Origin of the sequence: Bifidobacterium sp. wkB344 (genome assembly GCF_003688305.1) — a bacterium.
Classification (GTDB): domain Bacteria; phylum Actinomycetota; class Actinomycetes; order Actinomycetales; family Bifidobacteriaceae; genus Bombiscardovia; species Bombiscardovia mizhiensis.
In genome coordinates, this window is the sequence record NZ_NPOQ01000008.1 from 1 (window position 1) to 15,428 (window position 15,428).

A 15,428-nucleotide genomic window follows, 5' to 3' on the forward strand; every position below is an offset into this window, starting at 1 on the left:
CGGGGTCGCGCACGAGCGCAGGGACCGTTGAATTGTTGGTGCTGTTGTTGCCGAGCTGGCCATATTGGTTGTCCCCCCATGCGTAGGCGTATCCGTTGCTGCCGACTGCCAGCGAATGCGAGTATCCGGTGCTGACCTGTACGGCTTTCAGCCCTTGACTCGTATTAGTGGGGTCGGCGGGGTCGCGCACGAGCGCAGGGATCGTTGAATTGTTGGTGCTGTTGTTGCCGAGCTGGCCATATTCGTTGTCCCCCCATGCGTAGGCGTATCCGTTGCTGCCCACGGCCAGTGAGTAATGCTCTCCTGTGCTGACCTGTGTGGCTTGCAGTCCTTTGCTTGTGTCAGTGGGGCTGCTGGGGTCGCGCACGCGCACAGGAACAAACGAACCCGCACTGTAGCCCCTGGTGTTGTTGCCGAGCTGGCCATAATTGTTGTCTCCCCAGGAGTATGCGTATCCGTTGATGCCGATGGCCAGTGAATGACTATATCCTGCGCTGACCCGTGTGGCTTTCAGCCCTTGACTCGCATCGTAAGAACTAGCGGGGTCGCGCACGCGCACAGGAAAAGCCGAATTGCTGGAGCTGTTGTTGCCGAGCCGGCCATCGCTGCCGCTTCCCCAAGCGTATGCGTTCCCGTCCTTGCCCACGGCCAGTGAATGCCAGCCTCCGGCGCTGACCTGCATGGCCTGTAGTCCTTGACTCGCATCGTCAGGGCTGCTGGGGTCGCGCACGCGTACAGGAACAGAAGAATCCATCGTGGTGTTGTTGCCAAGCTGCCCAGAGCCGTTGGCTCCCCAGGCGTACACGTATCCGTCGCTGCCCAGCGCCAACGAATGAGAGGCTCCGGCGCTGACCTGCACGTAGGTGAAATCCGCAGGCACGTCCGGGTACGTCTTGCGATCAGGCTTCTTTACCATGACTGGCGTAGTCCGGGTGGTGGTTGTCTCGTCGCCGAGCCGGCCATACTCGTTGTTTCCCCAGGCGTATGCGTTCCCGTCACTGCCTACCGCCAAGGAAAAACCTTCGAAATAGTCTTTTCCTCCGCTGACTTGGCTGAACCTGATGCCTCGGCGGGTGTTTGGCGGGGTGATGGTGGTCTGCTGCCCGCCCACCTGGCTGCCCTTGTTTGGGTTGATTCTCCACGTGTTGTCGGGGTCTTGGCGTGTCCATTTGGCGGTGAGTGTGAGGTTTTCTGTGACGGGTTTGCTGAAGTCGTAGGCGACTTCGCCAATGAACCATCCGTCGAACAGGTAGCCTTTGCGCGTCGGGTCGGGCGAAGGTCTTTGCGCTCTACCGTACGGGTAGGGGATCTGCTGCAGGTCCGGCGCCTGGCTTCCTCCTGCTGTGTCGAAGCTGACCGTGTATGTGGTGCCTGTCTGTGTGTCTCTGGTCAGCTTCTGGTCGACCGTGTACTTCAGGTTCCTAGTGAAGGGCTGGCCGTCCTGTTTGCCGATGATAGTGATGGTGGCTTGTCCCGGCTTGTGGGCGGGAGCCTTGATCTGCCAGGATCCGTCCTCTTTGCTGAGTTTCATTGGCTGGCCGTCCATACTGGCTGTTTCCAGGATCGGTGCCTGCGTGGTGTTTAGTCTGATTGGTTTGTCTTGAGCGTCTAGGCTCCACATGGACATACCGCCCTGCCCGTCCAAGGCGGTGATTCTGTTGCCGGTTTCGGTGGCCTGCGTGTAGGGCTGGTTCCCGTTGTCTGCGCGCACGGGCCTATTGCCAGGCTCCCAGGACCATACATGACCGTCCGTGTCGGTGATGACGGCTTGGTCCTTGTTGGCGGTGATCCGGCTGGCATTCCCGCCGTCCGGCAGGCTGACCATGGTCATGCTGGTCTTGCCATCGGCCAGGTAGCGGGCCTGCCCGTTTGAATCCACGAGTAGGAACCCTTTGCTGAGGGCTTGGGCTTGGACGATGCGGATTCCTGAGTCTTGTTTGATGCGTGCGGGTTGGGCTTTTCCGATTGTGTTCGCATCCCAGATCCAGGTCTGTCCGTTCGCGTCCACGATGAGGATCCGGCTGGTGGAAGCGAGGGCTGTGACGACCTGCGCCGACCCGGGCAGGCTCGTTGCGGCTTGTTCTCCGGGCTTTGCAGTTGGGTCCTGGGTCTCAGACTGGCTGACTTGGAAGGTGTGGACCTGTCCTTGCTGGTCCACGGCCAGTAGCCTGTCATCGTTCATGCTGAGGCTGGTGAATTGGGTGTTCTGGCTGGTGTCGAGGATTGTGGGTGTGGGCTGTTGGTTGGTCCATGTGTAGATGTGATGGTCGGATCCGAGAGCTGCCTGCCGGTGGCTGCCGGCTGCGGCCTGCAGGTAGTGGAACCCGTCGGCAGCCTGGGCGGGGAAGGGGACCTGTTTTGGTGTACTGTCTTGTGTCCAAGTGTAGATGCGACCGTCACCGGTCAGGCCCACAATTTGGTCTCCCGCGGCGTGAATGCTCGTGTAGTAGGGCTCTTGCTTGTCGGGCGGGCTGATGGTCAGCTGGGCGCCGGTGGCGGGCCCATGGTTCGGGCTTAGGGTCCAGTCCGTGGTTTTGGCCCATTTTGCAGTCAGGGTTAGGTCTTGCAGGATGGGCATCTGGAAGTCATAGGGCTGGCCGTCAAGCGTCCATCCTTCGAACCGGAGGCTTTCACGTACAGGGTTGTGTTCTGGAGGGATGACGAGAGTGCCGGTTTTCACGGTTGACTGTGTCGGCTTGTTTCCGTTATTCGGGTCGAAGCGCACCGTGTGCGTGGCTTGATCATCCGGCTGTTGGGATGGCTTAGTTGAAGCGGAATTCGTACTGCCGGTAGTAGCCGTCGGCGATGACGGAGCAGATGGATCTGTTGTTTCGGGATTTAATGGTGATGTGGTTGTCAGTGGCGATGGTGTGGATAATGGTGTGTTAGTTGCGTTGCTGGGGAGAGTGCCGGAGTTTTGCTTAGCTACGCGAGGGGTCTGACGACCCCCCCCCCCCCGGTGAGTACAGGAGCGTCCGCCGCGTTTGCGGACGCGACGCCCAAGCCTGCCAGCAGGCCCAGCAGGACGATCATCATCGCCAACGCGCGACGCAGATGGGAAACCAGATGCATGACTCGTAAACCCCTTCATCAAATACCAAGCGGTATCAACGCCGCTTGCCTATTAAAGTTCTTCCTGCCAGCGCCCGCCCTACATCGGATTGCATGAGCAGTGTCGCAAGCCATTCGTCTTCTCGACTTCCCCTGCCTCTCACCCTATCACCAAGCTTACAGACAACACACAAGGTTACTTATGAGAGAAGATGCGTAACCGAAGGACTAGGCTTCATCAGCCTTGCCAAGCATAGTTTTTCCGGTTAAACGCATCCCTCGAAAAAGCGGCGCATGAGCATCGCACCGCTAGCTAGTTTCGTTTTCCAGGTTTCTATCTGCCTGGCAGTCAATTGGGCTGACTAATAAAAAATGAAAGAAAAGAAAAGTAATGACTGAGGGCACCGGCCTAATTCAGAGATAAGGCCGTTGCCGTTCTGGCGGAAGTATATGGGTGGCCCCATTGCGTTGGGGGAGTTGGGGCCACCCTTGTGGTCCGGGAGTGTGTTGGGGATAGTGATAACCCGGACCTACTTACACGAGGGAAGTCTTTATTGTTGTCGGCTGAGAGTTTCCAATCGGTGGCGCCTGGCTGCTGCGGCGCATGCAAAGGCGATCAGTCCTGCGACGAGCAGGGGAAGCAGGCCGCCTCCGCCGGCCCTGGGCAGTACGCTGATGGAGTTGTACCGATACGTGTTGCTGGTGTCGGGGGCCTGGGCTGCTCCGTTCAGTCTCCATTCGATGGTGACGGTTGACGTGCCGGGCATGTGTGCCGGCGTGGTCACCGTCCAGGTGCCGTTGGCGTTCTTGGTCAGGTCGGAAGCTTCCACATTGTCGAACTGGACGTGCGTGGGAATGCCAAGCCTGGGGAAGGTATCCTTGGCCGGGCTGGCGTCCTGAGTGCTGCCGGTGTCACGGCCCAGCTGGCCGCTTTCGTTGTCTCCCCAGCTGTAGAGGTTGCCGTCGGATCCCAGGGCCAGGCAGTACGATGCTCCTGCACTGGCCTGGGTGAAGGTGATCCCTGCCGGGGCATCCACCTTGTTGGGCCTGTCTGACGAGGTTTTGCCGCTGTCGCCCCAGGTGTAGAGGCTACCGTCGGATCCCAAGGCGATGGAATGCGCGCCTCCGGCGCTGGCCTGGGTGAAGGTGATGCCAGCCGGGGTTTCAACCTTGCCAGGCTTGTCTGCGGGGGCTTTGCTGGTGTCGCGGCCCAGGCGCCCATTGGCGGTGTTGCCCCAGGTGTAGATGCCGCCGTCGTCACTTACGGCCACGGAGTGGCTTTCGCCTGCGCTGGCCTGGGTGAAGGTGATGCCTGCTGGGGTGTCGGCTTTGCCGGGCTTGTCTGCGGGGGTGCTGGTGGTGCTGCGACCGAGTTCGCCCTGGGTGTTGTCACCCCAGGTGTAGACGTCGCCTTGCGTGTCCACTGCTACCGTGTGGCCCTGGCCTGCACTGACACTGGTGAAAGTTACGTCTGTTGGGGTGTCGGCTTTGCCGGGCTTGTCTGCGGGGGTGCTGTTGGTGACGGCACGGCCCAGCCGGCCAGCGTTGTTGTCTCCCCAGGTGTAGATGTTGCCATCCGAGCTTAGGGCCACGACATGGGATCCGCCTGCGCTTGCCTGGACGAAGGTGATGCCTGCTGGGGTTTCCACCTTGTTGGGCCTGTTGGCGGGGGTGTTGCTGGTGACAGTACGGCCCAGCTGGCCTCGGCTGTTGTCTCCCCAGCTGTAGAGGCTGCCATTCGAGGCCAGGGCCACAGAAAATCCGTAGCCTGCACTGACATGGACGAAGTTGACGCCCGCAGGAGTATCCGCCTTGCTTGGATGGCTGTCCTGCTTGTCGGCGGTGTCGCGGCCTAGCTGGCCTCGGCTGTTGTCTCCCCAGGTGTAGAGGCTTCCATCGGAACCTACGGCTGCGGAATGGAGGTCTCCTCCGTCAGCCTGGCTGATGCGGATGCCGCGTGCTGGCGGTGGAGTCAGCGTGACGGTCTGGCCGCCTGACTCGGGCCCGTTGTCCTTGTCGAGCTTCCACCTGTTGCTGTCGACACTGCTCCAGTGGGCGGTCAGGGTCACCTTGTCGGTGACCGGCCTGCTGAAGTCATAGGCTGTGTCGCCGATGAACCAGCCGTCGAACAGGTGTTTATCCTTGGTAGGATCCTTGGCAGGGCGTTTCACTCGGTTTCCCTCAGTGACGATTTGGAAACCGAACCCATTGCCACCGTCGGGGTCGAAAACGATAAGGTAATTGCCCAGGTACCTGTAGGACAGATGTGCGTCTGGACGCTCGCCGTTCATCCTCCAGGTGATGACTGTATCTACTCTGCCATGGTCATGTGGGGGCGTGGTGACGCTCCAGGTGCCGTCCGAGTTGGGGTCGAGGTTGGTTCCGGGCGTCCCGCCGAAACTCACGTTAACGGGCTTGGGATCCTCGGGGAATGCGACCATGCCGGGGCTGCTGTCGTACTTGCCGCTGGTGGGGCGTCCCAGTTCGCCATACTTGTTTTGTCCCCAGCTGTACAGGTTACCGTCGGAGCCGATGGCCAGGGAGTGGGAATAGCCGGCGCTGACCTCGGTGAATTGTGCGACACCTGCTGGTGTAGGCACTCTGCCCGGCTTGACGTCGTATTTGGCTGATCCGGTGTCGCGGCCTAGCTGTTCGCAATCGTTTAGTCCCCAGCTGTAGAGGTTGCCATCCGAACCCAAAGCCAGGGAATGCCTGTGTTCTGTGCTGACCTGGGTGAACTTCGTGACGCCTGCCGGCATGGTCACTTTGCGCGGTGTGCGGTCTTGCCTCGCCGGGGCGGTGTTGCGTCCTAGCTGGCCATATTCGTTCCATCCCCAGCTGTAGAGACTGCCGTCTGAGCTGGTGGCCAGGGATGTCCACTCTCCAGCCTTGATCCAAGTGAATTTCTTGACGCCTGCCGGCATGATCATCTTGCGCGGTGAACGGTCACGGAAGGGATATCCGCCGGCGTAGCGTCCCAGCTCGTCATAAGTGTTGTCACCCCAGCTGTAAAGGTCACCGTCCGAGTCCAGAGCCATGGAGTAGAAGGTTCCTGCACTGATTTGAGTGATTTTTGTGATGCCCTTCGGCAAGTTCACCTTGCCTGGCTTGACGTCGTATATGGCAGAACCCGTGTCACGTCCAAGTTCGCCGTACTTGTTTTGTCCCCAGCTGTAGAGGTTGCCGTCCGATCCCAGCGCAAGGGAATGCCATTTGCCTGCACATGCTTGGGTGAAGTGGACGCCGGCCGGTGGAGTGACCAGCCTCGGCTGATTGTCTATCTGGGAGTTGTCGTTTGGTGTTGTGCTGACAGTTTCACGTCCCAGTTCTCCGTCGGCATTGTGTCCCCAGCTGTAGAGGTTGCCGTCTGAACCGATGGCCAGGAAATGGAAGTTGCCCGTGCTGACCTGGGTGAAGTGGACGCCGGCCGGCGGGTTGACCAGGCTTGGCGTGCGCTTTTCTTCTTCAGGAGTTCCCAATTTGTAGTTGGTGTTTCCCCACCTGTAGAGGTTGCCGTCCGAGGCTATGGCCTGGGAGCCTTCTTCTTTTGCTGGGACGATATGGCTGAAGCGTATGTCTGGTGTGGTGGGCGGGGTCAGGGTGATCTTGGCGTATCCTGTGGTTTTCCCTGAGGTGGGGGAGAGGTTCCAGGCACTGGTGCCCTTGGTCCAGTGGGCGGTTAGGGTGAGGTTTGTGGTGACGGGTTGGGTGAAGTCGTAGGCCACCTTGGAGTCGCCCTTGGCGTCTTTGGTGAACCAGCCGTCGAACAGGTAGCCGTCCTTGATCGGGTCTTGTGCGGGACGACTGGCCTGGGTGCCTTCGGCAATGGTTTGTGAGTCGATACTGCTGCCGTTGTCGCTGTCGAAGACGACCTGGTACGAGGTTGAGCCTGCCTGAGCGCGGCTGGTTGCCGTGCTGATGGAAGCGTCAGTTTGCTGGGGTGGGCTGATCGGTTTGGCGACGGCGTCGGCCGCGGCGAGGCCACCGATGATCATGCTGGCTGGAAGAATGACGATGACCTTCAAAAGGTCTACAACAATGGCTGACCGGGAAGACACGTCCGGATGGCACATGATCGCTACAAACCCCTTTCCCAAGGTAAGGCGGTCCGATGATGAAAACCCCAAGTTTTTTCATCGGCTGCATGCCGGGCACGTTCCCGGTTGCTAGAAAGAACGCTAGCATGCAGGTTTGGGTCTGAAGGGGAGCAACACTCGGATAAAACGAGTAAAAAATATTATGTCAAGTTGGGAAGCAGATATTTTCCTCTAGGCGCAGAGATAAAAATGAAAATGGGTGGCTCCCTGATGTTAGCGGGGGGTGCGGAGCCACCCATCAAGGTCGGGCCGTTCTTGGGATGCGGCCCGACCGCTTACTCGAGCGAAGTGAATTCGTGCCTGTGGCGTCTGGCTGCCAGAGCACCGGCGGCGGCAAGCAGGCCGGAGGCGAGCAAGAGGAGTACCCCCGTGTTGCCTGTGAGGGGCAGGATGCCTTTGAAGGTATAGCTGAGGTGGGTCGGGGCTTGGTTGGCGGGACCCAGGGACCAGTCCACGATCACGTCAGACAGTCCCGGGTTGTGGGCTGGCGTGGTCAGGGTGACCGACCCATCCGCGTTCTGCTGCAGGCTGTTGGCTGCTGTTCGGTCGAACTTGACGCCGGTAATCAGCGGCGGCGGGTATAGCGCCACCAGCGTCGGCGTAATGATCTTCGTACCGCTGTTGCTGCCGATGCCGAGTTGCCCACGGTAGTCGTATCCCCAGCTGTAGCTCTTGCCGTCCTGACCGATGGCCAGGGAACAAGCCGATCCTGCGCTGATCCGCGCGACCGCGAACCCCTCGCCTGCGTTGCCCTGTCCGGCAGGGGGTGACACTTGCGAGGGAACGAGCAGTTCGAAGGTGTCCTGATTGCTGCCCAACTGATAAAAAATGTTTTCTCCCCATCCCCAGGCTTTGCCGCTCTGGTCGACGGCCAGCGAAGATGTGCCTCCGGCGATAATTTGGGCGGCCTTGAATCCCTGGCTGGGATCAGCAGGGTTTTTCACCTGCGTGGGTGTGGACCGGTCGGTTAGCGTGCCATCGCCGATCTGGCCATCCGCGTTCAATCCCCATGCCCAGGCTGTGCCGTCCTGACCGATGGCCAGTGCGTGGACTTCACCGCTGCTGATCATCCTGGCCTTAAAGGTCTTGCTGGCGTCCTTGGGATCGGGCACGGGAGCTGGGTCGGCAACATATGCGGTGCTGTATTTTCCTGTGCTTTGGCCGTTGCCGAGCTGTCCGTGGTTGTTGTATCCCCAGGTGTATACGTTGCCGTTGGAGTCCAGGGCCATGAGGAAGCCGTATCTTGCGCTTACCTGGACAGCCTTCAGCCCCTTGTCGGAGCCGCTGGGATCCTTGGCCAGGGTCGGCGTCAGTTTGGACGCGCTATAGGTCCTCTGGCCGTTGGTTTCGCTGCCCCAGACGTAGACGCGCCCATTCAGGTCGATGGCTGCCGAGTCGGTGAAGCCCGCGGTCACCTGAGTGGCCTTGAAGGGTTGGCCATCCGGACCCTTGACGGGTTGTGGCTTGGAGCGGTCTTGCGTGCTGCCGTCGCCAAGCTGGCCATATTGATTTTGGCCCCAGCTGTAGATGGTCTGGTCGGAGCCAATGGCCAGCACGTGGCTTCCGCCTGCGGCCACCTGCGTGTAGGTGAACCCGATGGGTACGCCGTCAGGCATGGGGACCTTGGTCGGCGCATTCTGTGTGGCTGTCGTACTCGGATCCTGACCCAGTTGCCCGTACTCGTTGTCGCCCCAGGCGTAGGCATTTCCATCGCTGGCCACCCCTACGGAAAAGCCGGTAAAATTATCGCTGGCGCTTATCTGGTTGAAGCGGATGCCCCGGCCTATTTTGGGCGGAGTAATGGTCACCTGCTGACCGCCCCGGGCATCGCCGTTATTCGGGCTGATTGCCCAGCTCCCGATGTCTGCCGGGCTCCAATGGGCCACCAGGGTGATGCTGCTGGTGACGGGCTGGCTGAAGTCATAAGCCACATTGGAATGGCCGTCGGCGTCCTTGAGGAACCAGCCGTCGAACAGGCTGCCGTCTCTGGTCGGGTCTGCGGTCGGCCGTGTGGCTTGCTTGCCTTCGGTGACGGACTGGGGCCCGGGCATGCCCGAGGGCGCCGGAGGTGAGTCACTGTCGGAAGAGAAAACGACATTGTAAGCGTTCATGTACTGGTAGGTCAGGTGGGTGTCGGGTCGGGGGCCGTTCATGTTCCAGGTGACGGTGACGTCGGTCTTGCCTGCTGCGTGCTGGGGCGTGGTGACGCTCCAAGTGCCGTCTGCCTTGGCGGTCAGATCTGCGCTGGGCGTGCCGCCGAAGCTTACGCTGATTGGCCTGGGATCCTCGGGGAACTTGACCATGCCGGGATTGCTGTCGGATCCGCCGATGATTTCGCGTCCCAGTTGCCCGTAGCGGTTGCTTCCCCAGCTGTAGACGTTGCCGTCGGAGCCAATGGCCATGGAAAAATTGTCTCCAACGCTGGTCTGGGTGCAACTGACGCCTGCCGGCAGGGGTACCTTGTCTGGCATGACGTTCCTCGTACTGCCAGTGTCACGTCCCAGTTGGCCATCGCTGTTGTTTCCCCAGCTGTATAGATTGCCATCCGAGCCCATGGCCAGAGCGTGTTCGTTTCCTGCGGTGAACCGGGTGAATCTTGTGACGCCCGCCGGCAGCGTTACCTTATCTGGCATGACGTTACTCATGGAATTACTGGTTTCGCGTCCCAGTTCGCCATCTTCGTTATATCCCCAGCTGTATAGATTGCCATCCGAGCCCATAGCTAGAGAACGCCATCCATTTATAGCGAATGAGGTAAATTTCGTGACTCCTGCCGGCAAAAGCACCTTGCCCGGCCGGTTTCGTGGCTCTGTACTGCTGGGGTAGCGTCCCAGCTCGCCTTGGTTGTTGTTTCCCCAGCTGTAGAGGTTGCCGTCCGAGCCCATAGCCATGGAGTAGTAGACTCCTCCGCTGACCTGGGTGAATTTCGTAACGCCGGCCGGCAGGGGCACTTTGTCTGGCGTGGCACTGTATGTGGCCGATCCTGTGTCGCGTCCCAACTGACCGTGATCGTTTGCTCCCCAGCTGTAGAGGTTGCCGTCCGAGCCGAAAGCCAGAGAATGCGTATAGCCAGCTTGGATATAGGTGAAGTGAATGCCATTCGGCGGGGTGACTAGACCTGGCATGCTGGCTGGCGTGCTTGTGGTGTCGCGTCCTAGTTGACCTAACCCGTTCCATCCCCAGCTGTAGAGGTTGCCGTCTGAGCCCAGGGCCAGGGAAAGGCTCAGGCCTCCGCTGATTTGGGTGAAGCGGACGCCTGGCGGTGCGGGGACCAGGCCTGGTGTGCTGTAAGGCGTGCCGGTTTTGTCGTCGCGTCCCACACTGTCGCTGTCTCCCCAGCTGTAGAGGTTGCCGTCCGAGCCTGTAGCCAGCGCCTGCCATTGGCCTGAACTGATGTGGCTGAATCGTATGCCGCGTTTGGCGGGCGGAGTCAGGGTGATCTTGTCGCCTCCTGTGGTTTTCCCTGAGGTGGGGGAGAGGTTCCAGGCGCTGGTTCCCTTGGACCAGTGGGCGGTCAGGGTGAGGTTTGCGGTGACGGGCTGGTTGAAGTCGTAGGCCACCTTGGAGTCGCCCTTGGCGTCTTTGGTGAACCAGCCGTCGAACAAGTAGCCATCCCTGGTCGGATCCTCGGCGGGACGGCTGGCCTGTGCGCCATCATCGACGCTTTGAGGGTCGACGCCTCTGCCGCCAGCGCTGTCGAAGGTGACGGTGTGCGTTGCTGAGCGTGCCTGAGGCCGGCTGGGTTGCGCAGGCGCCAGGGGCGTGGTTGTGTTCAGTGGCGAGGGCGTGGCCAGTGGGGACTGGGGTGTCGTCGGTGCGGTCTGCTCCAGCGGTTCGCTGTCGGTGTCGGCTGTGGCGAGGCTACCCATGATCAGGCTTGCGGGCAGGATGATGGCAAGCAAAAGGCTCACGGCAATGCATAGCCGGGCAGAAGCATCCCAATGGTGCACGATAGCTGCGAACCCCTTTCCCCAAACAGGTCGCTCGATGATGAAAATCCCCAAGTCGCTTCACGAGACGTGTGCCGGGGACCATCCCGACAGCTAGCTGACAGGCTATCATGCACGGACGGGTCAGAATGGGAGCAACACCCGAATGAAAAAAGAAGGGTGACTCCGCTCTGTTGGGGGAATGCGGGGCCACCCTTGTAGGTCCGGATCGTCATGATTTGGGGGATAGACGCAATCCGGACCTGCTTACTCGTGCGAAGTCTACTGCTTCTGGCTTCTAGCCTTTCTCAGGCGTCGCGCTGCAATGGTTGCCATGATGATGAGCAGACCGACGGCTAGGGGCAGGAATATGCCAGTGCCGCCAGCCCGAGGCAGGACGCTGATGGAGGTGTACAGGTAGGTGTTGCTGGTGTCAGGAAGTTGCTTAACCCCGTTCAGCGTCCAGTTGATGGTCACCGTAACCGGCCCTGGAGTGTAAGGCGGTGTGGTCACCTTCCAGGTACCGTCATTGTTGTCGGTCGGATAAATTCCGCTCGTATTGCCGAACTGAACGAGATTGGGAATGCCGACTCCGGGGAAGACGATCTTGCCCGGATGCGGATCCTGGTTGCCGCTGATGTCGCGTCCCAGTATACCTTGGTAGTTCTTTCCCCAGCTGTAGGTGTTGCCGTCTGATCCTATGGCCAAGGAGTGGTTTCTTCCTGCCTGAGGCTGGGTGAGGGTGATGCCCGTTGGAGCGTACGTTTTGGTGGGCAGGTAGTCGGATATGCCACTGGTGGTGCGTCCAAGTTGTCCGCAATCATTATATCCCCAGCTGTAGAGGCTGCCGTCCGATCCTGAAGCGAGGACAAAGTAACTTCCCGCCGCAAACCGGGTGAAGTGAACGCCTGAAGGCATGACGACCCTGGAAGGGGTCGCAGAAAGCAGTTCCGTGTTTCCCAACTGAGCTTTGTTGTTGCCTCCCCAGCTGTAGAGATTATTGTCGGAGCCGAGAGCCAGCGAGAAGTTCAGGCCCGTGCTGGCTTGCGTAAAAGTGACACCGGTTGGTGCCTTTATTTTGTAGGGCAGAGGGTCATATAGCCCAGTTCTCGGAGTACGTTGGCGGCCCAGTTGGGACGAATCGTTGTATCCCCAGCTGTAGAGGTTGCCGTCTGAGCCCAGGGCGAGGACATGCTTGCTGAATGGACCTGTGAAAACCTGGGTGAATGTGATGCCTTCGGGTGCAGCTACTTTACGGGGGTCTGTGCTCCTGAATACGGATCTGCCTTGCCCTAGTGCGCCTCCTCTATCGTCTCCCCAGGCGTAGAGGTTGCCATCGGAGCCTAATGCCAAGGCGAAGCCATCGCCCGCATAGACTCGAGTGTAGTGGATGCCCGCAGGCAGCGCGACTTTGTCGGGGGCATTGCCATTGATGCCGAAGACGTAGCGTCCCAGCTGTCCATTAGTGTTGTCTCCCCAGGTATACACATTGCCGTCTGAGCCTAATGCCAAGGCGAAGTTTTGTCCTGCAGCGGCCTGGGTATAGCGGACTCCAGCGGGGGTCTGCACCACGACAGGCTTACCTGAGGTGGTGTGTCCGAGTTGGTAAGTAAAATTAACACCCCAACTGTAAAGGTTGCCGTCTGAACCGAGAGCCAGAGAAAAATTATCTCCTGATTGGATCCAAGAGAAGCGGATTCCGCGTGTGCCTTGCGGTGGGGTAAGTTTGACGCTCTTACCGCCAGTTTCTGGTCCCTCTTTCTTGTCGATGGTCCAGTGCGAGACGGGACTGAAGTGGGCGGCCAAGGTGATGTCCCCGGTGACGGGCTGATTGAAGTCGTAGGCTATATTGGAGTCGCCCTTGGAGTCTTTGAGGAACCAGCCGTCGAACAGATAGCCGTCCTTGGCTGGATCCTTGTCCGGGCGAGCAGCCTGATCGCCATCCATGACCTGCTGGGTATCTGGTATTGGTGTACCACCCGCGCTGTCGAAGGTGACCGAGTACGTTGAACCATCATACTTGTAAGGCAGGTGTGCATCGGGCTGATGGCCGTTCCTGGTCCAGGCGACTGTTACGTCCACCTGGCCCTTTTCGTGCGCAGGGGTGCGGAAACTCAAGGTGCCGTTCTGGTTTTTGGTCAAGTCGGTAATCGGGGTTCCATCCAGTTTGGCGCTGACGAATTTGCATGCTTGTGGGTAGTCTGCCTTGCTGGGGGTCGTTGCTGGCACACCGCTGGAGGTGCCGGTGCCCTGCTGACCGCTGCTATTGTCACCCCAGCTGTAGAGGTTGCCGTCTGAGCCAAGGGCAAGGGTGTGTCTGTACCCTGCAATGGCTTGGGCATAGGTGACGCCGTCGGGCATGTTCGCTTTGTCCGGCTGGTTTGTGGTCTCACCACCAGTATTTCGTCCCAGCTGGCCGCTGCTGTTGTCTCCCCAGCTATATATGTTGCCGTCGGAACCAGTCGCCAGGGAATAGTCGTATCCCGCGCTGACAAGCTTCGTTTTGATGCCGTCGGGCAGAGCTACCTTGCTGGGCTGGCTGGTGCCGCCGTACCCCCAGCTGTATGCATTGCCATCTGAATCGATAGCCAGTGTGTGGCGGTATCCTGCGCTGATCTGGCTGAAGCGCATGCCGTCCGCCGTATTTATCTTGTATGCCCGATTGGCCGGTTCGCTGGCGGTGGGTGTACGTCCCAGCTGGCCGCTGCTGTTGTCTCCCCAGCTGTAGGCGCTACCGTCAGATGCGAGCGCAAGGGAGGACTTGCCGCCTGCCGTTACCTGGGTGATCTTCACACCTTTTGGCAGCGACACCGGGTTCGGGTACGCGTTCCCATAACTCTCACCATGGAGTCCGTCGGTATCTCGTCCAAGCTGGCCGCTGCTGTTGTCTCCCCAGCTGTACGCAGTTCCGTCCGAGGATGTAGCCAGCGCATAGTTTGGTCCTGCGCTGACTTGAACAAAAGTTTTGGAGGAATCTGCAAATGGGATCACCTGAGTTGGCACGTGGCTTGATGAGTGGACGGACCCTAGTCCTGACTGGCCTTTTTCATTGCTTCCCCAGCTGTATAGATGGTTACTGATATCGATGGCCACAACATATTCGTCTCCTGCACTGACCTGGATGAAGCGGGTGCCATCTGGCACGTCTACTCGTCCAGGCCGATCGGCAGGTTCGCTGGCGGTTGGTATGCGTCCCAACTGCCCCTCGCTGTTGTTCCCCCAGCTGTATAGCACTCCGAGCGAGTCGATGGCTATCGAAAAGTCTTTTCCTGCGCTGAACTGGCTGAAGCGAATATCTCCTATGGCCGGTGGGGTCAGGGTGGCTGTTGTGTTGCCGTCGGCAGGACCATGGCTAGGGCTAAGGCTCCAGGATTTGAGGCCCTTGACCCAGTGAGCTGTCAGCGTGAGGTTTGAGGTGACGGGCTGGGTAAAGTCATAGGCGGTATTCCCGATGAACCAGCCGACAAAGGTATAACCTTTGCAGTAGGGGTCTGGGGGACGTACCACTCTACTTCCTGGGTCGAGTGTTGACGGTAATACTGACGAACCTATCGTGCTGTCGAAAGTTACTCTGTATGAGGACAAGCGTGGCTGGACTGAGTTTCCGCTGTTTTTGCTGGCCTTGTCAGAATCCTTGGGATTATTTTCAGACGGGGTGGTCGTCGGAGCTGGGGAGGAGTCGGAAGAAGGATTCGGCTTGGTGGGATTCTGGGGCGCGGTAGTACCCGACGGGGAATCTGAAGTGCCTGGAGCGGTGGAAGGCGCTGTTGAGGTGTTTGGGGTTGCTGTAGGTGAAGACGGTGTCGCAGGTTTTGTTGACGGGCTCTGCGAGTTTACGGTGCTGGAGGAAGTGCCGGGGTTTTGCTTATCTACCCGAGCGGTCGGTCGACCCCCCCCCCCCGGTGCCATTTAGAGCAGTCTGCGCGCTCGCGCTGGCTGCTCTAGACTCATTCGTGACTGGCTCGGCATTGGCAGCAAGGCCAGTCAGAAGGCTGGTAGGCAGGATAATCGCGAGTAGAAGGCCAGCAACAGTGGATGACCGAATCTGCTTTTTCCGACGATGACGCATGATGGGTGCGATCCCCTTCCTCAAAATCAGCAGCTCTCCAATAAAAACCCCAAGAAAAACGAGCTGTCCGCCGAGAACTTCCCCGGCTTATAGGTCTTTATGCTACCACGGTCTACACACATTGACTGCCGGACTGCAATTTGGCGGGGTTGCAGGCAACTAGTTGCTGCCTTGCGGGTGTCTAAATTGCTTTGTTTTTCCTTTTAGCTTGGTGCTGTGGTTGATGTGAGAGGGAAATGAGGTGAAGAGGGGGTGGGTGGCTCCGCTGTGTTGGGGTCTGCG

The 15,428-nt window shown here is 59.4% G+C and carries 4 protein-coding genes; all 4 read right to left on the minus strand.

Features of this window, described 5'->3' with window-relative positions:
* The coding region (locus CI601_RS00775) for an InlB B-repeat-containing protein (protein ID WP_259465267.1) at positions 1-2,680 on the minus strand (2,680 nt) is incomplete at its 3' end.
* Positions 2,681-3,602: 922 nt separating this feature from the next.
* On the minus strand, positions 3,603-7,124 hold the full coding sequence (locus CI601_RS00780; protein ID WP_121913961.1) for an InlB B-repeat-containing protein: 3,522 nt from the start codon (positions 7,122-7,124) through the stop codon (positions 3,603-3,605).
* Positions 7,125-7,423: 299 nt separating this feature from the next.
* Complete coding sequence (locus tag CI601_RS00785; RefSeq protein WP_147437923.1) at positions 7,424-11,059, minus strand: InlB B-repeat-containing protein; 3,636 nt, start codon at positions 11,057-11,059, stop codon at positions 7,424-7,426.
* A 300-nt stretch (positions 11,060-11,359) separates the two neighbouring features.
* A complete protein-coding gene (locus tag CI601_RS00790; protein ID WP_121913963.1) occupies positions 11,360-14,986 on the minus strand; it encodes an InlB B-repeat-containing protein in 3,627 nt (1,208 codons plus the stop codon).
* Between the last annotated feature and the right edge of the window lie 442 nt (positions 14,987-15,428).

Excerpts from the sequence above, each read along its gene's own strand:
- CI601_RS00780 (WP_121913961.1), bottom strand. The coding sequence starts at position 7,124 with ATGTGCCATCCGGACGTGTCTTCCCGGTCAGCCATTGTTGTAGACCTT.
- CI601_RS00790 (WP_121913963.1), bottom strand. The coding sequence starts at position 14,986 with ATGGCACCGGGGGGGGGGGGTCGACCGACCGCTCGGGTAGATAAGCAA.